The sequence below is a fragment of the Methylobacterium amylolyticum genome, assembly GCF_030700245.1.
Lineage (GTDB): Bacteria > Pseudomonadota > Alphaproteobacteria > Rhizobiales > Beijerinckiaceae > Methylobacterium.
Genome location: NZ_JAUYZI010000013.1, coordinates 15,126 through 35,851, shown reverse-complemented (window position 1 = coordinate 35,851; position 20,726 = coordinate 15,126). Strand labels below are relative to the sequence as shown.

At 70.9% G+C, this 20,726-nt stretch carries 21 protein-coding genes; 10 read left to right on the top strand and 11 right to left on the bottom strand.

Going from position 1 to position 20,726, the window contains the following annotated elements:
* Positions 1 to 9: 9 nt before the first annotated feature.
* Together leuD and Q8W71_RS11505 are read right to left on the bottom strand one after the other, a co-directional pair.
* The gene (gene leuD, locus Q8W71_RS11510) at positions 10 to 612 is read right to left on the bottom strand and encodes a 3-isopropylmalate dehydratase small subunit (RefSeq protein WP_305525509.1); all 603 of its coding nucleotides are present in this window, start codon (positions 610 to 612) and stop codon (positions 10 to 12) included.
* Between the two features lie 68 nt (positions 613 to 680).
* Entirely contained in the window at positions 681 to 1,421 is a 741-nt protein-coding gene (locus Q8W71_RS11505; RefSeq protein ID WP_305525508.1) for a HisA/HisF-related TIM barrel protein, read from the bottom strand.
* 6 nt (positions 1,422 to 1,427) lie between these two features.
* Here Q8W71_RS11505 and Q8W71_RS11500 point away from each other — a divergent pair, with 6 nt between their 5' ends.
* A complete protein-coding gene (locus Q8W71_RS11500) occupies positions 1,428 to 2,471 on the top strand; it encodes a hydantoinase/oxoprolinase family protein (protein WP_305525507.1) in 1,044 nt (347 codons plus the stop codon).
* Positions 2,468 to 2,668: a hypothetical protein gene (locus Q8W71_RS11495; RefSeq protein ID WP_305525506.1), complete on the top strand. Its 201-nt coding sequence runs from the start codon at positions 2,468 to 2,470 to the stop codon at positions 2,666 to 2,668. Before Q8W71_RS11500 ends, Q8W71_RS11495 begins: the two co-directional genes overlap by 4 nt.
* Before the next feature lie 58 nt (positions 2,669 to 2,726).
* Here the strand turns inward: Q8W71_RS11495 and hpnH are convergent, their stop codons facing one another.
* On the bottom strand, positions 2,727 to 3,890 hold the full coding sequence (gene hpnH, locus Q8W71_RS11490; RefSeq protein ID WP_305525505.1) for an adenosyl-hopene transferase HpnH: 1,164 nt from the start codon (positions 3,888 to 3,890) through the stop codon (positions 2,727 to 2,729).
* Between the two features lie 539 nt (positions 3,891 to 4,429).
* Here hpnH and Q8W71_RS11485 point away from each other — a divergent pair.
* Genes Q8W71_RS11485 through Q8W71_RS11475 form a run of 3 tightly spaced genes read left to right on the top strand, consistent with a single transcriptional unit; the run spans position 4,430 to position 7,796 of the window.
* Positions 4,430 to 7,096, top strand: a complete 2,667-nt coding sequence (locus tag Q8W71_RS11485; protein WP_305525504.1) for an MMPL family transporter — start codon at positions 4,430 to 4,432, stop codon at positions 7,094 to 7,096.
* 47 nt (positions 7,097 to 7,143) lie between these two features.
* Entirely contained in the window at positions 7,144 to 7,410 is a 267-nt protein-coding gene (locus Q8W71_RS11480; RefSeq protein ID WP_305525503.1) for a type II toxin-antitoxin system Phd/YefM family antitoxin, read from the top strand.
* Positions 7,407 to 7,796 (top strand): type II toxin-antitoxin system VapC family toxin, encoded by a 390-nt coding sequence (locus Q8W71_RS11475; protein ID WP_305525502.1) that lies wholly within the window; start codon positions 7,407 to 7,409, stop codon positions 7,794 to 7,796. The genes Q8W71_RS11480 and Q8W71_RS11475 overlap by 4 nt, the downstream gene beginning before the upstream one ends.
* A gap of 12 nt (positions 7,797 to 7,808) precedes the next feature.
* Here the strand turns inward: Q8W71_RS11475 and hpnK are convergent, their stop codons facing one another.
* The 5 genes from hpnK to Q8W71_RS11450 form a co-directional block, all read right to left on the bottom strand.
* Positions 7,809 to 8,651, bottom strand: coding sequence for a hopanoid biosynthesis-associated protein HpnK (gene hpnK, locus Q8W71_RS11470; RefSeq protein ID WP_305525501.1), 843 nt, complete (start codon positions 8,649 to 8,651; stop codon positions 7,809 to 7,811).
* A gap of 121 nt (positions 8,652 to 8,772) precedes the next feature.
* Positions 8,773 to 10,197 carry a hopanoid biosynthesis associated radical SAM protein HpnJ gene (gene hpnJ, locus Q8W71_RS11465; RefSeq protein WP_305525500.1) on the bottom strand — a complete coding sequence of 475 codons (1,425 nt, stop codon included), beginning with the start codon at positions 10,195 to 10,197 and terminating at the stop codon, positions 8,773 to 8,775.
* A gap of 45 nt (positions 10,198 to 10,242) precedes the next feature.
* On the bottom strand, positions 10,243 to 11,451 hold the full coding sequence (hpnI, locus tag Q8W71_RS11460; protein WP_305525499.1) for a bacteriohopanetetrol glucosamine biosynthesis glycosyltransferase HpnI: 1,209 nt from the start codon (positions 11,449 to 11,451) through the stop codon (positions 10,243 to 10,245).
* A 163-nt stretch (positions 11,452 to 11,614) separates the two neighbouring features.
* Complete coding sequence (locus Q8W71_RS11455) at positions 11,615 to 12,223, bottom strand: MlaC/ttg2D family ABC transporter substrate-binding protein (RefSeq protein WP_370875389.1); 609 nt, start codon at positions 12,221 to 12,223, stop codon at positions 11,615 to 11,617.
* Positions 12,214 to 13,308, bottom strand: a complete 1,095-nt coding sequence (locus Q8W71_RS11450; RefSeq protein WP_305525497.1) for a flippase-like domain-containing protein — start codon at positions 13,306 to 13,308, stop codon at positions 12,214 to 12,216. The genes Q8W71_RS11455 and Q8W71_RS11450 overlap by 10 nt, the downstream gene beginning before the upstream one ends.
* Before the next feature lie 211 nt (positions 13,309 to 13,519).
* Between Q8W71_RS11450 and Q8W71_RS11445 the strand changes: the two genes are divergently transcribed.
* A complete protein-coding gene (locus Q8W71_RS11445) occupies positions 13,520 to 14,692 on the top strand; it encodes an amidinotransferase (RefSeq protein ID WP_305525496.1) in 1,173 nt (390 codons plus the stop codon).
* 76 nt (positions 14,693 to 14,768) lie between these two features.
* Here Q8W71_RS11445 and Q8W71_RS11440 read toward each other — a convergent pair whose 3' ends face one another.
* Positions 14,769 to 15,791 (bottom strand): alpha/beta fold hydrolase, encoded by a 1,023-nt coding sequence (locus tag Q8W71_RS11440; protein WP_305525495.1) that lies wholly within the window; start codon positions 15,789 to 15,791, stop codon positions 14,769 to 14,771.
* A 150-nt stretch (positions 15,792 to 15,941) separates the two neighbouring features.
* Between Q8W71_RS11440 and Q8W71_RS11435 the strand changes: the two genes are divergently transcribed.
* On the top strand, positions 15,942 to 16,433 hold the full coding sequence (locus tag Q8W71_RS11435) for a hypothetical protein (protein WP_305525494.1): 492 nt from the start codon (positions 15,942 to 15,944) through the stop codon (positions 16,431 to 16,433).
* A 10-nt stretch (positions 16,434 to 16,443) separates the two neighbouring features.
* On the top strand, positions 16,444 to 17,298 hold the full coding sequence (gene kdsA, locus Q8W71_RS11430; protein WP_305525493.1) for a 3-deoxy-8-phosphooctulonate synthase: 855 nt from the start codon (positions 16,444 to 16,446) through the stop codon (positions 17,296 to 17,298).
* A 6-nt stretch (positions 17,299 to 17,304) separates the two neighbouring features.
* Here the strand turns inward: kdsA and Q8W71_RS11425 are convergent, their stop codons facing one another.
* A complete protein-coding gene (locus tag Q8W71_RS11425; protein WP_305525492.1) occupies positions 17,305 to 17,976 on the bottom strand; it encodes a class I SAM-dependent methyltransferase in 672 nt (223 codons plus the stop codon).
* A gap of 382 nt (positions 17,977 to 18,358) precedes the next feature.
* Here Q8W71_RS11425 and Q8W71_RS11420 point away from each other — a divergent pair, with 382 nt between their 5' ends.
* Positions 18,359 to 18,667 carry a hypothetical protein gene (locus tag Q8W71_RS11420; protein ID WP_305525491.1) on the top strand — a complete coding sequence of 103 codons (309 nt, stop codon included), beginning with the start codon at positions 18,359 to 18,361 and terminating at the stop codon, positions 18,665 to 18,667.
* Between the two features lie 63 nt (positions 18,668 to 18,730).
* On the opposite strand, the gene queF is transcribed toward Q8W71_RS11420, so the two are convergent.
* Positions 18,731 to 19,198 (bottom strand): preQ(1) synthase, encoded by a 468-nt coding sequence (gene queF, locus Q8W71_RS11415; RefSeq protein ID WP_370875388.1) that lies wholly within the window; start codon positions 19,196 to 19,198, stop codon positions 18,731 to 18,733.
* A 221-nt stretch (positions 19,199 to 19,419) separates the two neighbouring features.
* Between queF and eno the strand changes: the two genes are divergently transcribed.
* A complete protein-coding gene (gene eno, locus Q8W71_RS11410) occupies positions 19,420 to 20,709 on the top strand; it encodes a phosphopyruvate hydratase (protein ID WP_305525489.1) in 1,290 nt (429 codons plus the stop codon).
* The last annotated feature ends 17 nt before the right edge of the window (positions 20,710 to 20,726 follow it).

Here is a 20,726-nt window from a genome sequence, read left to right as displayed (position 1 = left end):
CGCTCCAGCTCAGACCCAGCCCCGCTCGGCGAGCTTGTCCTCGTAGGTCGAGATCGCGGCGTCGCGCTGGAGCGTGGTGCCGATCTCGTCGAGCCCGTTCAGCAGGTTGTGCTTGCGGCCGGGCTCGATGTCGAAGTGCAGGGTGCCGCCGTCGGGGCCCTTGATGGTCTGCGCTTCGAGGTCGATCGACAGGGTGGCGTTCGCGCCGCGCTCGGCGTCCTGGAACAGCTTCTCCAGATCCTCCGGCGAGACGGTGATCAGCAGCAGGCCGTTCTTGGCGCTGTTGTTGAAGAAGATGTCGGCGAAGCTCGTCGAGATCACGCAGCGGATGCCGAAATCGGCCAGCGCCCAGGGCGCGTGCTCGCGCGAGGAGCCGCAGCCGAAATTGTCCCCCGCCACCAGGATCTTGGCGTTCCGGTAGGCCGGCTGGTTGAGGACGAAGTCCGGATCCTCCGAGCCGTCGTCCCGATAGCGCACGTCGGCGAACAGGCCCTTGCCGAGACCGGTGCGCTTGATCGTCTTCAAATACTGCTTCGGGATGATCCGGTCGGTATCGACGTTGATGATTCGCATGGGCGCCGCGACGCCCTCCAGATGCGTGAATTTTTCCATAATGCTTGGACTCGGGGCCGTGTCTGGGTCGGGACGGGTTTAGCAGCCGATTCGGCGCGTCGGAAGCGTCAGGCGAGAGCGGGGGCGTGCGCGCGGCCCAGCGTGCCGTCGTGCAGGGCCGAGGCGACGAGGGCGCCGGCCGCGCCCGCCCCCCTCAGCGCCCGCAGGTCGTCGATCCCGCGCACGCCGCCCGCAGCGTAGAGGCGGACGCCCGGTGCCCGCCGGCGCAGGGCCGCGAGCCCGGCGAGGTCGGGGCCGGCGCCCGCGCCGACCTGGGCGAGCGTCATCGCGATCACGTCCGCGGGCCAGAGCGCGGGGTCGTCGTGCAGGGCGGCTGGCCCGAGGCGCGCGCTGCCGCGCGTGTCGAGGGAGAGCACCGCCCGGTCGCCGAGACGGGCGGCGAGACCGGGATCCGACTGGCTCTCGCTGCCGATCACCGGCCGCCCGAGCCCGGTCTCCAGGAAGGCGGCGACGGCCTCCGGCGCGCTGAACCCCGCGTCGACCCACAGGACGACGCCGGGACACGTTTTCGCGATGGCCGAGAGCGCGGCGCGGTCCGGCGCAGTCCCGTCGACGATGGCGTCGAGATCGGCGACGTAGAGCGTGTCGGCGGGCCACGCGTCGAGCAGACCCCGGGCGATGTCCCCCGGCGCCGAGCCCTTTGCCAACGGGGTCTCGATCGGGGCATAGGAGGCGCGCTCGCCCCGCCGCGCCCGCACCACGCGGCCGCCGCGCAGGTCCAGCACCGGAATCACCGCGAACCGGGGCGCCACCGCCCCGCCTGTCTCCGAGTCGCCCGAGCCCGTCATCCGCGCATGCCGATCGAGAAAGTCATCGGGTGGGACCTGGGTGGGGTCCACGTCAAGGCCGCGCTGGTGGAGGGCGGCCGGGTGAGCGCCGCCGTGCAGGCCTCGTGCCCGCTCTGGCGCGGGCTTCCGGCCCTGGACGAAGCCTTCGCCGGGCTGCCCGGCTGGGCACGGGGCGAGGCGCACCACGCCGTCACCATGACCGGCGAGCTGACCGACTGCTTCGCCGACCGCGCGGCGGGGGTGGCGGCGCTCGCAGGCTGGGCGGCGACGCGGCTCGCCGGTCCGGTCCGCGTCTATGCCGGCCGCTCGGGCTTCGTGGCTCCGGAGGCGGCGGCCGGGCTGTCCGCGGACGTGGCCTCGGCCAACTGGCACGCCACCGCGTCCCTGGTCGGGCGCCATCGCGGCGACGGCCTCCTCGTCGATGTCGGCTCGACCACCGCCGACCTGATCCCGGTCGTCGCGGGCCGTCCGGCCGCCCGGGGCTACAGCGACGCCGAGCGGCTGGAGACGGGTGAACTCGTCTATACCGGGGTGGTGCGCACCCCGCTGATCGCGCTCTGCGACCACGCGCCCTTCGCCGGCCGCCGCACCCGGCTGATGACCGAGACCTTCGCGCACGCCGCCGACGTGTACCGGATCACCGGCGACCTCGGCGCGGACGCCGACCAGCAGACGACGGGGGACGGACGGGGCAAGTCGCTGCCCGAGAGCGAGACCCGGCTGGCACGGATCGTCGGCCGCGACCGCGGGGAGGGGAGCGTTGCCGCGTGGCGGGCACTCGCCGACCACTTCGCCGAGGCGCAGGTGCGGCTGCTGCACGACGCCGCCGCGGCCCTGCTGTCGCGGCCCGACATGCCCCCCTCCGCGCCGGTCGTCGTCTGCGGGGCGGGCGCCTTCCTGGGCCGGCGCCTCGCGGCCCGGCTCGGGCGGGAGGCCGTGGACCTTACCGACCTGCTCGGAGCCCGCGTCGCGGGCGAGCACGACCCGATTTCCACCTGCGGGCCGGCGGCGGCCGTCGGCCTCATCGCCGAGGAGGCATGTTCCCGATGAGCGCGCTCAAGATGCTGGACCGGATCCTGGCGACCCGCGTCGGGCCGCATATCGAGCTGGCCATCGAGGCGCGCACCGGCGAGGTCCTGAAGGTGCTCGCCACCGAGGATCAGGTCGACCGCCTCGTCGACGAGTTGGAGGATCTGCTGAACTCGCCCGCCGCCCCGGACGACGGGGGGCCGCCCGAGGCCGCCTGACCACGAGAAAACCCGCGGCCTCGACGGCCGCGGGTTCGAAAGCAAGGCCCCGACGCGATCAGGCGGCGGTACGCTTGCGGGCTTCCTGCTTGGTGTCGACGCCCGAGGCTTTGATCTCGGAGAGCTTCTGGGCGACGTTGCGCGAGAATACGAACTCGGCCGGGCGCTGGTTCTCCAGGCTGACGTCGGGCGCCATCTCGCCCTCGGTGCGGATGCCGCGGATCGCGTGGACGAGGGGCTTCCAGGGCTTGCGGACCGAATCGACCACCGAGGACGCCTCGTAGCCCGAATGGACCATGCAATCGGCGCACTTCTCGTAGTTGCCGGTGCCGTAGGAATCCCAGTCGGTGGTCTCCATCAACTCCTTGAAGGTCGCCGCGTAGCCCTCGCCGAGCAGGTAGCAGGGCTTCTGCCAGCCGAACACGGTCCGGGTCGGGTTGCCCCACGGGGTGCAGTGGTAGGTCTGGTTACCGGCCAGGAAGTCGAGGAACAGGCCCGACTGCTGGAAGGTCCACTTCTCGCGGCCCTTCTCCTTGCCGTGGCGGAACACGCCGCGGAACAGGTCCTTCGTCGCCTTGCGGTTCAGGAAGTGCTTCTGGTCGGGCGCGCGCTCGTAGGCGTAGCCGGGGGAGACGGTGATGCCGTCGATCCCCATCCGGGTCACGCTGTCGAAGAAGTCGGCGATCTTCTCGGGGCTGGAGTTGTTGAAGAAGGTGCAGTTGATGGTCACGCGGAAGCCCATCTCCTTGGCCTTCGCGATCGCCGCAACCGCCTTGTCGTAGACGCCGCGCTGGCACACCGAGTGGTCGTGCATCTCCTGGTCGCCGTCGAGATGGATCGACCACGTGAAGTACGGGCTGGGCTTGTACTCCTTGATCTTCTTCTCGAGGAGCAGCGCGTTGGTGCAGACGATGGCGAACTTCTTCTGCGCGATGATGCCCTCGACGATCTGGGGCAGGTCCTTGTGCAGCAGCGGCTCGCCGCCCGCGATCACCACGACCGGTGCACCGCACTCGCGCACCGATTCGAGCGCGTCGGCGACCGGCAGGCGCTTGTTGAGGATCTCTTCCGGGTAGTCGATCTTGCCGCAGCCGGCGCAGGCGAGATTGCAGCGGAACAGGGGCTCCATCATCATCACGAGCGGGTAACGCTTGCGGCCCGTGATGTGCTGCTTGAGGATGTAGCCGCCGATCTTCGCGACGTACCGGAGGGGGATACCCAAGTTGCGGCTCCTTCTTTCGTCGGCCCCGGATCGATCGGGGGTGCTTACCGTGAAAAAATCCCGATTTCCAGCGACGTAGCTTGGAACAGATCTCAAACAGGGCCGTCGCGCGCCAGGATTTGCTTGTTCGTCCGGGGCTGACGCAACGGCGCCACAGCGGGCGGCCGCCGGGAGCCCGGTCCGGTTCGTCGGCACCCTTGAAGAGGCGGGCATTGCGACCGGATTGAGACCGGAAGCCGGGGATTCCGAGGCTGCCCCCATTGCAGTGCGAAAGCGCACCTGCACCGGGGGGCGCGGTGCCGGGACCGGCCTCGCGTTGCAATCCTGCGCCTGCCTCTTTACTGAGCCTTGCGGTCGCCGCGCAAGGCGGGCGCGCCGGACGGGCGCCGTCCGAGCGCGGCAGGGCACGCCGCAACCGGGACCGGACGCGGTCCCGACGGGTATCGCGCGGCGGCCATCCGATCGGGCCGGGCCGCGCGGCGTTTCCCGGATCGAGGCGTGGACCGGTCGCAGGGACCGGGCGAACAGGCAGGGTACTCGTGATCGAAGGTCTCGTCGCGTTCTCAGTCCGCTACCGCTGGATCGTGATCGCCGTGATCGCGGCACTGACGGTCGCGAGCGCCGGCATGGCGGCCCACCTGTTCCGCATCAACACCGACGTCGAGCGGCTGATCGACCCCAAGGAGCCGTGGCGGCAGGACGAGATCAACTACGAGAAGGCGTTCCCGCAGCGGACCAACACCATCGTCGCGGTCATCACCGGCCAGACGCCGGAGGAGGCCGAGGAAGCGGCGTCCGAACTCGCCAAGGCCCTGTCGGTCCGCAAGAACCTGATCGAGACGGTCTACCGGCCGGACGGCGGCCCGTTCTTCGACCGCAACGGCCTGCTGCTGATGCCGGAGGCCGAGCTCGAGAAGACGCTGGACCAGCTCACCCAGCAGCAGGGGCTTCTAGGGCCGCTCGCCGCCGACCCGTCCCTGCGCGGGGTGATGCGCGTCCTGACGCTCGGCGCCCGCGGGGTGAAATCGGGCGACGCCACGCTCGAACAGCTCGACAAGCCCATGAGCCTGATCGAGGCGACGCTGCAACGGGTGCTGAAGGGGGAGCCGGCCCGCCTGTCCTGGCAGGCCCTGCTCGCGGGCGGCAAGACCCGCGTCACGGACACGATGAAGTTCGTGATCATCCAGCCGGTCCTGGACTTCAACGCCCTCGAACCCGGCCACGCGGCGACCCGGATGATCCGGAGCGTCGCCGCGGACCTCAAGATCGACGCCGCGCACGGCATGACCATGCGCCTGACCGGCACGGTGGCGGTGGCCGACGAGGAGTTCGCCACCCTCGCCGACGACGCCGTGCTGAACAACAGCATCATCGTCGGCGCGATCGTCCTGTTCCTGTGGCTGGCGCTGCGCTCCGGACCGCTGGTGGTGGCGGTGATCATCACCACCTTCGCCGGCCTGATCGTGACCGCCGCGCTCGGCCTCTACATGGTCAAGGAGTTGAACCCGATCTCGGTCGCGTTCGCCGCGCTGTTCGTCGGGCTCGGCATCGATTTCGGCATCCAGTTCTCGGTCCGCTACCGGGCCGACCGCTACGAGCAGCCGAGCCTGGAGGAGGCGATCCGCGCGGCCGCCCGCGGGGTGGGTTGGTCGCTGACGCTCGCCGCGGTCTCGCTGATCGCCGGCTTCTTCGCCTTCCTGCCCACCGCCTTCCGCGGCGTGTCGGAGCTCGGGCTGATCGCCGGCGTCGGCATGGTCGTGGCCTACCTGTTCTCGCTGACGCTGCTGCCGGCCCTGATCGCCGTGTTCCGGCCGCGGGGCGAGAAGGCGGCGGTCGAGACGACCTGGCTCGTCGGAGTCGATCCGTGGATCATCCGCAACCGCAAGCCGATCCTGGCGGCGGTCGGCCTCGTCACCCTCGCGGGGGTGCCGCTGCTCTGGTACCTGCCGTTCGACTCCAACCCGATGCACCTGCGCAGCACGAAGGTGGAGTCGATCGCCACCTACCTGGACCTGATCAAGAACCCGGAGACGAGCCCCAACGTCATCGACGTGCTGGCCCCGAACGTGGCGGCGGTGCCCGAGTTGTCGCGCAAGCTGGCGGCTTTGCCCGAGACCTACTCGGTCAACAGCATCGATACCTTCGTGCCGCGCGACCAGGACAAGAAGCTCGCCCAGATCGCCGACACGGCCCAGCTCCTAGACCCGGTGCTCAACCCCACGCGCAAGCCGCCGCCGCCGACGGATGCGGAGAACGTCAAGGCCCTGAAGGACGCCGCCACGGCGCTCGGCGGCGTCGCGGGCGACAACCCGAGCGCGCCGGGGGCCGCCACGGCCAAGCAGCTCGCCGGCACCCTCGACAAGATCGCGGCCGGCTCGGTCCAGCTCCGGGAAGCCGCCTCGGTCGCCCTGACCCGGGATCTCGGGCCGCTCCTGGCGCGGCTGCGCGACCTGATGCATCCGGAGAAGATCACCCTCGCCAACCTGCCGCCGCAGTTGAAGGCCGACTGGGTCGCGGCCGACGGGCGGGCGCGCATCGAGGTCCATCCGAAGGGGGACTCGAACAACGACACCGTGCTGCGCAACTTCGCCGACGCGGTGCTGAAGATCGCGCCGCACGCCACCGGCGCGCCGGTCTCCACCACCCGGTCGAGCTACACGATCCTCGGCGCTTTCGTGCAGGCCGCGGTCACGGCCTTCGTCCTGATCTTCGTCATCCTGTCGGTGGCCCTGCGCAAGCCGTGGGACGTGGCGATGACGCTCGGCCCGCTGGTGATCGCGACCCTGTGGACGCTGATGGCGATGGAGATCATCGGCATGCCGCTGAACTTCGCCAACATCATCGCCCTGCCGCTGATGCTGGCGGTGGGCGTGGCCTTCCACATCTACTACGTCATCGCGTGGCGGGCCGGGGTGACCGACATGCTGGCCTCCAGCCTCACCCGGGCGATCTTCTTCTCGGCGATGACCACCGGCACCGCCTTCGGCTCGCTGGTGCTGTCGAGCCACCCGGGTACGGCGAGCATGGGCAAGCTGCTCGCCCTGTCGCTGTTCTTCACCCTGCTCGCGGCCTTCTTCGTGGTGCCCGCGACCCTGGGCGAGCCGCCGGAGCAGCCCGACGCGGACCGGCCCGAGGGTGCCGAAGCCGCCCGCAATCCGCTGATCGGCAAGCCGAAGAAGGCGGTGGAGGCGGTCGCGGCGAAGTAGGCGGGTGGACGCTGGACGGCGGGATGACCCGCCGCTAGCCTCCGCGCATGACGGAGATCGCGATCGAGACGCTGGGGTGCGAGTTCGATGCCCTCGCGCAGCGCGCGGAGGCCGGCGAGGCCGTGACCGTGACGCGCGCGGGCCGGCCGGTGCTGGATCTCGTGCCGCGTCCTCGCAAGCCCGGGGTCGATCTGGAGGCGGGGGCCGCATTCCTGCGCGCGCAGGGTATCGACAATCCCTTTCCCTTCATCGCCGACGATTTCGACACTCCGCTTCCAGAGGACTTCCTGCTGCGGCCGTTGCCCGAGCCGTGAGACTGATCCTCGACACCCACATCCTGCTCGCGCTGCTCACGGAGCGACTCCTCGTTGTCGCCCCGTCGGTGGCGCGCGCCCTCGGGGAACGCGACGTAGATGCCTGCGCGAGCGTCGAGAGCCTCTGGGAGATTGCGATGAAGACGCGTCTCGGCAAGCTCGATCCCGGCATGTCGCTCGACCTGCTACCGGAGAGCCTGGAAACTATGGGCGTCGGGATGCTACCGATCACGGCATCCCACGCGCTGGCGCCCATCGAGCCGCTTCCGCCGACGCGGGATCCGTTCGATCGCCTGCTGTTGGCGCAATGCGCCCTTGAGAACCGGCAGCTCGTCACGATCGACCGTGCGCTGGTCGGTCATCCCCTCGCGGCCCGCTTCGATTAAGAGGCGGGCGCCCTATCCGAGGAAATCCGAGAACCCGCCCCGGACCGCCCCGGACGCCTCCGCCGCGGCGCGGGCCTCCGGATCGATCAGGGCGTCGCGCTCGGCGGCGTACCGGTAGCCCGGCGCCTCGCAGGGGAAGCCGCCGCCGGTGGCGGGGTGGGTGTAGAGTTCGGTCAGCCCGTCGGGCAGGTGGCGCAACAGGCCAGTCACCCGCTCCGGCGTCATCGCGCCGGACCACGCGAGCCCGAGCGTCCGGTCGGGGATCAGCAGCCCAGCCTGCCGGGCGCGGACCGCCAGCAGGGCTGCCCAGGGGGCGATGTCCAGCGCCGGCCGGGGCCGCGAACCGGGCTCGGCCAGCCTCAGGATCTCGCGCGGCTCGCGCGGGACGCGGAGCGCCCGCATCCCGAAGCCGCGGCCGATCCGCAGCACGGCGCCGGCGATCAGCGGATGGACGTGGAAGTGCTTGTGGGCGTTGACGTGATCGAGGGGCAGCCCGGTCGCCCGGTAGGCCTCGAACTGCGCCGCGATCTCCCGGGCGAGCTGGCGGCGGGCGGCGGGGCGGCGGGCGAGGTCGAGGCCGAGGCGGCCCATGTCGGCGCGCAAGAGCCCGTCCGGGCCGGCAAGGTCGGGAAGCTCCGCGGCCGGCAAGGTCGGCCACGCCTCGACGAGGACGAGATGCAGCCCGACGCGTAAGGAGGGCATCCGCCGCGCCCGAGCCACCGCGTCGGCGGCGGCCGGCGCCGCCACCATCAGGCTCGCGGCGGTGAGGATCCCCGCGCGGTGGGCCTGCTCGACGGCCTCGTTGACCTCATGGCTGAGACCGAAATCGTCGGCCGTGACGACGAGACGCTTCAACGTGCCCTCGATCAGGGGTGTCGAGAGGGCGAGCCCTCTCGCGGGTCCAGGGCGGAGTCCTGGGAAGGACGCGGGGCTTCGCCCCGCACCCTGCAGGGGCCGCGGGCCCCTGACCCCGGATTTACGCCGCGGCCTTGCGGTCGCGCAGGAAGTGCCAGAACTCGACGCCCTCGCGCAGGCGGCGCTTCATCATGTCGGGGGAGCGGACCATCTCGCCGACGATCGAGGCGATCTTCGGGGCGCGGAAGTAGAACTTCTTGTAGAAGTCCTCGACCGAGGTGAAGATCTCGGTGTGCGACAGGTGCGGGTAGTGCAGCGGCGCGACCTGCACGCCGTTCTCGTCGACCAGCTCCGCGTTCTCGACGTCGAGCCAGCCGTTCTCCACCGCCTGCTTATAGAGGAAGGTGCCCGGGTATGGCGCAGCGAGCGAGACCTGGATGGTGTGCGGGTTGATCCGGGTGGCGAACTTGATCGTCTCCTGGATCGTCTCCTTCGACTCGCCCGGCAGGCCGAGGATGAAGGTGCCGTGGATGGCGATGCCGAGCTCGTGGCAGTCCTTGGTGAACTTCTCGGCGACCTCGACGCGCATGCCCTTCTTGATGTTGTGCAGGATCTGCTGGTTGCCGGACTCGTAGCCGACGAGCAGCAGGCGCAAGCCGTTGTCGCGCAGCACCTTCAGGGTCTCGCGCGGCACGTTGGCCTTGGCGTTGCACGACCACGTCACGCCGAGCTTTCCGAGTTCGCGGGCGATCTCCTCGGCGCGCGGCAGGTTGTCGGTGAAGGTGTCGTCGTCGAAGAAGAACTCCTTCGTCTGCGGGAACGCCTTCAGGCAGTACTTGATTTCCTCGATCACGTGACCGACCGAGCGGGTGCGGTAGGTGTGGCCGCCGACCGTCTGCGGCCACAGGCAGAAGGTGCAGCGGCTCTTGCAGCCGCGGCCGGAGTAGAACGAGATGTAGGGGTGCTTGAGGTAGCCGATGAAGTAGTTCTCCATCACGAGGTCGCGCTTGTACACGCTCGTGACGAAGGGGAGCTGGTCCATGTCCGTCATGATCGGACGGTCCTCGTTGTGCACGACGACGCCCGAGGAATTCCGGTAGGACAGCCCCTTGATCTTCGACATGTCGACGCCGTCGGCGACGTCCTTGATCGTGAAGTCGAACTCGTTGCGAGCCACGAAGTCGACGGCCGGCGCCTGCGCGAGGCTGCCCGCCGCGTCGACCGCGACCTTGGCGCCGATCAGGCCGGCCTTCAGGTTCGGGTTCTCGGCCTTCAGCGCCTCGATGGTCTTCACGTCGGACTTGAACGACGGCACCGACGTGTGGAGCACCACGAGGTCGAAGTCCTTCGCCTGGCCGCGGATCTCGTCGAGCTTGGTCTTGTGGGGCGGCGCGTCGATCAGCTTGGAGTTCTCGACGAGGGCCGCGGGCTGGGCCAGCCAGGTCGGATACCAGAACGACTTGATCTCGCGCTTGGCCTGGTAGCGGGAACCGGCGCCGCCGTCGAAGCCGTCGAAGGTGGGGGCCTGGAGGAACAGGGTGCGCATGGGGTTCAAGGCCTCAGTGCAGAGCCGGGGGAAGGAAGGGCGGGGTCAGGCGCTGGGGGCCTTGGCGTCGCGGCCGAGGTCGGCGTCCGGGATCAGCGTACCGTCCGCAACCACGTGATAATCGTGACCTTTCCATGTCACCGCCCCGGACCCGAAGGCGAAGGCGAAGTTCGCGAAGGCCAGGGTGTCGCGGATCGGCAACAGCCAGTAGGCGTGCGGCGCCAGCCCGAACGCGCGCTCCAGGCTGCGGCAGAGCAGGATCCGGCAGGCCAGGGCCGCCGCGGCGACGCCGAGCGCGCCGAGGCCCGCGCCCGGCAGCAGGGCGCCGATCAGCGCCAGCGGGAAGGCGTGGGTGACGACGGAGCCGGCGTAGCCCGCCGGATCGACGGTGCGGATCGTCCGGTTCCAGCGCAGCTCGTGCCGCCACAGGCCGGCGAGGTCGGTATCGACGCAGGTGTGGCCGATGGTGAAGTTCGGGATCGCCACCCTGCCACCGAGCCCGCGCAGGGCCGCGCCGATCGCGTAGTCGTCGGCGAGGTCGTTGCGGAAGCGGCCGAAACCGCCGACCGCGTCGAGGCTCGCCCGCGTGAACGCCACGGTCGAGCCGAAGCAGGGCTTGGCGAGCCCCAGGCTCACGCCCATCACCACGTTGGGCAGGAATCCCGCATCGATGGCGAGCACCGAGAGGCGGCCGAGAAGCCCGGGGAAGGCCGGCACGCCGTGGTAGAGGCAGGTGACGCCGGTCACGCCCGGACGCGACAGCTCGACCACCACCCGCTCCAGGTAGTCGGGGGCGACGGTCATGTCGCTGTCGGCGAGCACCACCACCGGCTCGGCGATCCGCTCGGCCATGTTGATCAGGTTCGAGACCTTGCGGTTCGAGCCGTGCTGGCGGGCGTCGACCACGAGGTCGATGCGGGCGGCCGGGTAGGCGGCCTCCAGCCGGCGCACGACGCCGATGGCCGGATCGGCCGGGTTCTGGACGCCGAACACGACCTGGACCGGGCCCGCGTAATCCTGCCGGAGCACGGTCTCCAGGTTCTCGTAGAGATTGGGTTCGAGGCCGCAGAGCGGCTTGAGCACCGTCACGCCCGGCCGGTCCCCGCCCGCAGGCAGCGTCGGCACGGGCCGCGCGCCGTAGCGGCCGGCGAGCCGCGCGGCGATGAGGGCGTACAGGCAGCCGGCGGCCGCGATCAGGAGGCAGAGCGGCGAGAGCCAGGACAGGGCTTGCGTCGCCAGCGCGGTGAGGTCCATCCGTCGGGTCCGTGCGATCGTCCGGCCGCTCCGGGCGGCGATAGCCGGCGCCGCCGGCCGGAAGCGTCAGGCCTGCTGACTCCCTGTGCCTCTCCCACATGTCACGGTCGCCGGGAACCCTCCCGGCGCCGGATGCGGCGAGGCCGGTCCCCGCGCGGGGCGCCTACTGTGCTTTCTTGGCCGCGAGCATGCCGTCGGCGCGCTCGCGGAGGAACTTGACGGCGCCGTCGGCCCCGCCGGATTTCAGCGGCGCGGCGAGGATCGTGCGCTGGCTGGCGATCTCGCTGACGTCGCCGTTGAGCAGGATGTCCTGGACGCGGTCCTCGGCGTTGACCACGAAGTCGACGTCGGAATCGTCGCCGTCGGCTGTGACGCGGGTCGGGACGACGCGCTGGGAACCGCGGGTCTCGACCTTCGGGGTCACCTCGAACTTGCCGCCCGCGGCGCGGGCGAGGCGGTTAGCGTAGGTCACCGTCAGGTTGCGCCGGAACGCCTCCGTCAGGGCTTCCTGCTGGGCGGCCGTGAAGCTCGACCACTTCGCGCCGACCGCGACGCGCGTCATCGCCGGGAAATCGAAGGCCCGGTCGAGGGCCGGCCCTACGGCCGCCACGCGGGCGGGCAGGGCGCCGGCGCCGTTCTTCAGCGTCTCGGAGAAGGACGCGTAGAGGTCCTGCACGGTCTTCACCGCTGCCGCATCGTCGGCGCGAACCGGGCCGACGGCCATCGCCGCGGCCAGAGCGGCGGCGAGGGTGAGTCCACGGATCACGCGCACTTCTTCAACTCCTCGCCCTCGCCGAGGCGGGCGACCATGCGGGGGGGTGCGTAGCTGTAGAACGGACCGAGCGTCACCGTCTGGGCCGCCGCGCGTTCGGCCCTGACCGGAGCCGACGTCTCGGCCTCGTCGCCGAGCCGCGCCTCGATACGGTGCCAGAGCAGCAGGCTCGGGACGCCGACGCCGAGATCGGCGAAGCGCTTGACCAGCGACAGCGCCAGCGCGGCCTCGGCCGGGATGCCGAACACGGCGCACAGGGCGATCAACCCGCCCTCCTGCGCGCCCAGCGCCCCGGGCACCGCGAAGGCGGCGCCGCGCACGGCCTGCGCGAGGCTCTCGATCACCAGGGCGTGGGTGAAATCGATCGGGTAGCCCATGAAGCGCAGGCAGACGTAGACTTCGAGGGTGCCGATGATCCAGCCCGCGAAGTGGATCGCGACCGCCGCCGTCACCCGGCCGTGATGGCCGTAGAGGCGGCGCAGGCCCTCGTAGAGCTGGTCGATCGCCCCGAGCGCCCGCCACTCGCGGCCGGAGGCGAAGCGGCTGAGCAGCCCCTGGACGAGCCGGTGACCCGCTCGCCGCTGGATCAGGTAGAACGCGAACAGGGCCGGCACCGCGACCGCGAGGCCGGCGGTCACCGTGCGCGCGACCGGCCCGTCGCCGGCGATCCAGAGCAGCAGGCCGAGGCCGAGCACCGTGAACAGGAGCTGGGTCAGCGCCTGGGTCATCAGGTCGACGAACATGCTGGCGCCGGCGAGGCCGCCCGGCACGCCGCGCTTGGTCAGGAGGCGCGCGCCGACGAAATCGCCGCCGACGGTGGCCACCGGCAGGAGGGTGTTGATGCCCTCGCGCACGAACCGCAGGCTGACGCAGTCGGCGAGCTTCGGGGCCAGGGCAGCCGGGAAGACCACGTGCCAGCCGAGCCCCGCCCACGCCACGGCGGCGAAGCGCAGGACCACCACCAGGGCGGCACCCCAGCCGGCACTGACCACGGCGGCCGACACGTCCTCCAGGCCGGAGGACATGAACAGGCCGACGACCGTGCAGAGGCCGGCAATCGATGCCAGGGTCGTCAGACGCTTCATGATCGTCTTTCAAGCTCGCGAAAGGCTTGATGCGGGAAATCGGTCACGGTCGCGGCGGAATTAGGTCGGCGTGGCCGGTTAAGTCGGCCATCACGTTGCCGCAGAGTCAGGCGATGTCTATCACCCGTTAGACACACCGAGAGCCAAAGCGGCGGCGGAGCGGGGGCTTCCGCACACGAGACCGCGGCGCGTCGCAGAAGAGGCACATGTCATGGACCGCGAATCGACGATCACGGCCGCCGAGGCCGTGAGCGAGGACCTGCACGCCTATACCGACCGGGGGACGGGCACCGGCGTGCCGGCGCCGCACTCGCCGGTCATGGCCTGGAACGAGTGGGACCCGCTGGAGGAGGTGATCGTCGGCTCGCTGGACGGCGCCACGATCCCGACCCACCACCTGACCGTGATCTTCAACCTGCCGCGGGCCGCGCAGCCGTTCTACCGCTTCGCCAGCGGCTTCAAGTATCCGAAGTTCATGAAGAAGCTCGCGCAGGCGGAGCTCGACAACTTCATCACCATCCTGGCCGGCGAGGGCGTGAAGGTCCGCCGCCCGGATTCGGTCGACTTCTCGAAGAAGTACAAGGCGCCGCGCTGGTCCTCGCGCGGCTTCTGCGTCGCCTGCCCGCGCGACCCCTACCTCGTCATCGGCGACGAGATCATCGAGAGCCCGATGTGCTGGCGCTCGCGCTATTTCGAGGGCGACGCCTACCGGTCGCTGTTCAAGGAATACTTCCGCGCCGGCGCCCGCTGGACCTCGGCCCCGCGCCCGCAGCTCACCGACGACCTCTACAACTACGACTACCGGGTGCCGAACCTGAAGGCCGGCGAGCCCATGCAGTTCACGGTCAACGAGTTCGAGCCGGTGTTCGACGCGGCCGACTTCGTGCGCTGCGGCCGCGACCTGTTCGTCACGCGCTCGAACGTCACCAACCTGATGGGCATCGAGTGGCTGCGCCGCCACCTCGGTCCCGGCTTCCGCATCCACGAGATCGAGAGCCGCTGCCCGCAGCCGATGCACATCGACTCGTCGTTCATGCCGCTCGCGCCGGGCAAGGTGCTGGTCAACCCGGACTACGTCGATGTCGAGCGGCTGCCGGCCGTGCTCAAGAAATGGGACGTGCTCGTCGCCCCGCGCCCCGACCCGGTCGAGGGCTTCATGAGCAAGATCTCGATGTGCTCGCCCTGGACGTCGATCAACGTGCTGGCGATCACCGAGAAGAAGATCGTCGTCGACCAGAGCCAGCCGACGCTCATCAAGGCGCTCAAGGACTGGGGCTTCGATCCGATCCCGGCGCCGTTCCTGAGCTACGGCCCGTTCGGCGGCTCGTTCCACTGCGCCACGCTCGACGTGCGCCGCCGCGGCACGCTGCAATCGTACTTCTAGAATCCCGCGGCGCCCTCCCTCATCGGGAGTGCCCAGCGATAGTCCAAGGCGGCGGACCGGACGGCCCGCCGTCCGGTCACGGCGCGGCGATCCCCGCGATCAGCGCCCGGTTGAACGCGTCAGGATCCGACATCTGCGGCGCGTGGCCGAGGTCCGGAAACTCGACGAGCTTGGCGCCCGGAATCGCCCGGGCCGCGGCTTTGCCCAGCTCCGGGTAGTTGCCGAGCTTCGCCCGCAGTTCCGGCGGGGCGAGGTCCTTGCCGATCGCCGTGGTGTCCTTCTGGCCGATCAGCAGCAGGGTCGGCACCGCGATCTGCGGGAAGCGGTAGACCACCGGCTGGGTCAGGATCATGTCGTAGAGGAGCGCCGAGTCCCAGGCGACCGCCTCGCGCCCCGGGCCGCGGTAGAGCCCGGCCAGCATCTCGACCCAGGGTTCGTAGCGCGCCTCCCACTGGCCGGCGTAGTAGGTCGCGCGCTCGTAGGCGCGGATCGAGTCGGCCGTGGTCTTGAGGTCGCGCTGATACCATTGCTCGACCGAGACCGGCGGCACGCCCTTGGCGCTCCAGTCCTCGAGACCGATCGGGTTGACCATCACGAGTTGGCCGACGTCCTTGGGATAGAGCAGGGCGTAGTGTGCCGCGAGCATCCCGCCGGTGGAGTGCCCGACGAGAATCGGACGCTCGACGCCGAGCTTGTCCAGGAGCGCGTGGGTGTTCTCGGCGAGCTGCCGGAAGGTGAACTGGTAGGCGGCGGGCTTCGACGACTTGCAGAAGCCGATCTGGTCGGGCGCCACCACCCGGTAGCCGGCCGCGGCGAGCGCCCGGATCTGGCTCTCCCAGGTCGCGGCGCAGAAATTCTTGCCGTGCAGCAGCACCGCGGTCCGCCCGTTCGGGTGCTCGGGCCGGACGTCGAGGTAGCCCATCTGAACGGGCTGGCGCTGCGAGGTGAAGGTGAAGCGCTCGACCGGGAACGGGTAGGCGAAGCCTTCGAGTTCTGGCCCGTAGGCCGTGGCGGGGCCGGGATCGGCGCGGACGGGTCCCGCGAGGGCGAAGGGGACGGCGAAGGCGAGGGCGGCGGAAGCGAGGAGCGAGCGGAGCATGGGCCTCGGCGGAGCATCGGGCGGGTTCGGCCGGGATCGACCATCCGCGCCGCCCTGTCCATCCCGGTCGGAGTCCGCGGCTTCGCGACGGTCCGCGCCCGCGCTATGGAACGCCGTCCCCGGCTCCGGGCCGGACCGCAGGAACCCCGCATGCCGCGCGCCCTCATCCTGGCCGGTCTCCTCCTCGCATCCGCCGCACCTGCCGCGCCGGCCCGGGCCGCCGACGCCTGCGACGCGCTGGCGGCACGGGTGATCCGCGTCACAGGCGCCTCGCTCGCCGGCCGGGCCGGATCGGGGGCGGTGTTCCGCGCGCAGGACGCCGAGCGGCTGAGCCTCGACTGCCGCGCGCCGGCCCGGATCACGCTCGCCTCGCGCGACCGCGAGCCGCCGCGCGCCTACTTCGCCCTGGTCGGGCTCGCCGCCCGGGCGCTGACGGGCGCGGATGCGGCCTACGCCGAGACCCTGGCGCTCACCCTGCACCAGGACAGCCTGCTGGCCGACGCGCCGCGGCGGGGGGCGACCGGTCCCGTCCTGATGCTGTGCGAGACCGGCCCGCGCATCGACGCGCTGGCGGGGGATCTGACGGTCTGCCGCCTCGCCCGGACCGGGCGCGGGGTTTCGCCGATCCGCAGCAAGGGCTAGACCGCGTGCCATGTCGACCCCCGAGAGCCCTGGCGCCGTCGTCCCCGTCGGGACTGCGCGCTTCGCCAATCATCTGCCGCTCGCGCTGATCGCCGGGCCCTGCCAGCTCGAAGGGCGCGGCCACGCCCTGGAGATCGCCGCGGCGCTGAAGGAGATGGCGGCGGGGCTCGGGATCGGCCTCGTGTTCAAGTCCTCCTTCGACAAGGCCAACCGCACCTCGGGGGGCGCGGCGCGCGGCATCGGCCTCGACGGCGCCCTGCCGATCTTCTCCGAGATCCGCGAATCCTTGGGGCTGCCGGTGCTCACCGACGTCCATGAGGCGGGCCAGTGCGCGCGCGTCGCGGAGGCCGTGGACGTGCTCCAGATCCCGGCCTTCCTGTGCCGCCAGACCGACCTGCTGCTCGCCGCCGCCGCCACCGGCCGGGCGGTCAACGTCAAGAAGGGCCAGTTCCTGGCGCCCTGGGACATGAAGCACGTGGCCGCCAAGATCACCGAGGCGGGCAACCCGAACGTGATCGTCACCGAGCGCGGCACTTCGTTCGGCTACAACACCCTGGTCACCGACATGCGCGGCCTGCCGACCATGGCGCGGGTGACGGGCGGGGCGCCGGTGGTGTTCGACGCCACCCACGCCGTGCAGCAGCCGGGCGGGCAGGGAGCGAGCTCCGGCGGTCAGCGGGAGTTCGTGGCGGTGCTCGCCCGCGCCGCGGTGGCGGTGGGGGTCGCCGGCGTGTTCATCGAGACCCATCCCGATCCGGACCGCGCCCCCTCCGACGGGCCGAACATGGTGGCGCTGAAGGACCTGCCGGCGCTCTTGGAGGAGTTGATCGCCTTCGACCGTCTGGCGAAGGTGCGGCGTGGCTGAGCCGGATCACCCGGCCGGCACCAGCACGTGGATCCGCAACGGCTGGACGAGGGTGAAGCCCCCGTCCGGCCCGCGCGCGGCCGCCGCCGTGAAGGCCGCCTCCACGGTCTCCCGGCGCGCGCGGATCGTCTCGGCGCGGGCCGGATCGACGGCGGTGACGCGGGCGAAGTAGGCCTCGGCGTCGGGAAACGTCTCGCTCCGGTCGAGCGTCACGTCGCGGGTGCAGGCGAACGCGCCCGCAGCCACGGACGCGGCGATGGCGGCCTGCGCCGCGGCCCGGATCTCCGTCTCATCCTCGATCGGCCGCAGGGCGTCGAAGAAGCTGCCCTCCGCCAGCGGTTCGACCACCACGAGGGCGCAGCCCGGCCGCAGCACCCGCGCCGCCTCCGTCAGGGCCTTGGCCGGGTCCGGCACGTGGTGGAGGGCGTTGAGCAGCACGGCGCCGTCGAAATGCGATGCCGGGAAGGGGAGGGCCTCGCCCGACGCCGCCTCAAAACGGGCGCCCGGGACCGCCGCGCGGGCACGGGCGAGGGCCGCCTCGCCGGGATCGACCCCCGTCACGGCGGCTCCCTCGGCCGCGAGGGCCCTGGCGAGCGCGCCCGGCCCGCACCCGATATCGAGGATCTGCCGGCCCGGCAGCGGCGCAAATGTCTCGCGGATGAGGGTGAGGGCGTCCATGTCTCGCTCCGGCCGGGGACGGGATTCCCGGCGCTCCGACCGTCCATACGGTGTTTTGATGCCCCGACGGAGCCTGCTCCCTTTCCAGCCTTGCGGAGCGACGCGGGCGATCCCCATCTCACGGTCGCGCACCGTTCCGGCCGCACCTCGACCGACACGCCGACATCGGAAAATATTCGCAAGTCTAATCGCCCCGCGTGCCAGTTCGGGGGCCGATCGTATCGTGACGTCGATAATGCTCGTGATGGTTCGTCGCGATGAACACCTGTTCATGTAACGGTTGCAAGCGCGAAACCGGGCGGACCGCGCGCGATTGTCCGGAACCGTTCGGCTCCCGGTCACGTTGAAGGGTCACATTCGATCGAGGATCGAGAAGGAACCCATGCGCAAGTTTGCTCTCGTCACCGCCGCCGCCGCCATGACCCTTGGCACGCTCGCCGTCACCAGTAGCGCCGAGGCGCGCCCCTACGGCTGGCGCGGCGGTTACGGCAACCATTACGGCTACTACGGCGGCCGCCGCGGCATCGGCACCGGCGCGGCGGTCGGGCTCGGGATCGCCGGCCTCGCCGCGGGCGCCATCGCGGCCGGCGCCGCCAACAACTACTACCGCGGTGGCTACGCCCCGGCCTACGGCTACGGCGGCTACGGTGGCTACGCCCCCGGTTACGGCGGCTACGGCTATCCGTACTGAGGTCCTCGGACCGCGGACGAAAGGGGCGACCGGCGCGAGCCGGTCGCCCTTCGCATGTCCGGCTCAGCGGCCGCGGTAGGGAGCCACGCCGGGATCGGGCAGCCACACGCTCCTGGGCGGCTCGCCGGTCTGCCAGAACACGTCGATCGGGATGCCGCCGCGCGGGTACCAGTAGCCTCCGATGCGCAGGTAGCGCGGTTCCAAGAGGTCGCGCAGGCGCTTGCCGATCGCGACCGTGCAATCCTCGTGGAAGGCGCCGTGGTTGCGGAAGGCGCCGAGATAAAGCTTCAGCGACTTCGATTCGACCAGCCAGCGGTCCGGGACATAGTCGATCACCAGGATTGCGAAGTCCGGCTGCCCCGTGACCGGGCAGATCGAGGTGAACTCGGGCGCCGTGAAGCGGGCGAGGTAGTCGGTGTCGGCGTGCGGGTTCGGCACCCGATCGAGCTGCGCCGTCTCGGGGGAGGTGGGCGGCGGGGTCTGGCGGCCGAGCTGAAGGGCGTGCGTATCCATGTGGTCATGCGTGTCCATGCCGGGCCTATAGCCTGCCGGAAGCCCCCGTGCATCGGCCGCCGCGGTCGCGGGCCGTGCGCGGGACGCGTTTGGGCACCGCGTCGTATCCCCTCCGCCTCCTCCGCGAGCCGGCTACCGACGCTTGCCGGGGCCGGCGGCTTGGCGGATAAGCCGCCGCGCGGTGCGCGAGCCTCGGCTCCCGCGCCGTCGACGGCCGGCGGCCCCCGGTGGAGAGAATCATGACCGCGATCACCAACATCAGCGCCCGCGAGATCCTCGACAGCCGCGGCAACCCGACCGTCGAGGTCGACGTGATCCTGGAGGATGGCTCCTTCGGCCGCGCGGCCGTGCCCTCGGGTGCTTCGACCGGAGCCCACGAGGCGGTGGAGCTGCGCGACGGCGACAAGGGCCGGTTCGGCGGCAAGGGCGTGCTCCGGGCGGTCGAGGCCGCCCAGACCGAGATCCTCGACGCGGTCGGCGGCATGGACGCCGAGGATCAGGTCGCCGTCGACGAGGCGATGATCGAGCTCGACGGCACCCCCAACAAGGCCCGGCTCGGCGCCAACGCCATCCTCGGCGTGTCGCTGGCGGTCGCCAAGGCGGCGGCCGAGGCCTCCGGCCTGCCGCTCTACCGCTACGTCGGCGGCGTCCAGGGCCGCGTCCTGCCGACCCCGATGATGAACATCATCAACGGCGGCATGCACGCCGACAACCCGATCGACTTCCAGGAATTCATGATCATGCCGGTCGGCGCGTCCTCGCTCGCCGAGGCCGTGCGCATGGGCGCCGAGGTGTTCCACACCCTCAAGGGCGCCCTGAAGAAGGCCGGGCACAACACCAATGTCGGCGACGAGGGCGGCTTCGCCCCCAACCTCCCCTCGGCGGAGGCCGCCCTCGACTTCGTGATGGACGCGATCAGTCAGGCGGGCTTTAAGCCCGGCACCGACATGGCCCTGGCGCTCGACTGCGCGGCGACCGAATTCTTCAAGAACGGCGCCTACGCCTACGAGGGCGAGGGCAAGACCCGCTCGATCGAGAGCCAAGTCGACTACCTCGCCGAGCTGGTGGGCAAGTACCCGATCGTCTCGATCGAGGACGGCATGTCCGAGGACGACTGGGAGGGCTGGAAGCTCCTGACCGACAAGGTCGGCGCGCGCTGCCAACTGGTCGGCGACGACCTGTTCGTGACCAACGTCGAGCGGCTGTCGCGCGGCATCGCGAGCGGCACGGGCAACTCGATCCTGATCAAGGTCAACCAGATCGGCTCGCTCACCGAGACGCTGGCCGCCGTCGATATGGCGCAGCGTGCGGGCTACACTGCGGTGATGTCGCACCGCTCGGGCGAGACCGAGGACGCGACGATCGCGGATCTGGCGGTGGCCACGAACTGCGGGCAGATCAAGACCGGCTCGCTCGCCCGTTCGGACCGGCTGGCCAAGTACAACCAGCTCATCCGCATCGAGGAGGGACTGGGCCCGCAGGCGATCTACGCCGGTCGCGGCGCGATCAAGCAGCTCGCCGGCCGCTGAGGGGTACGGTCCGCGCC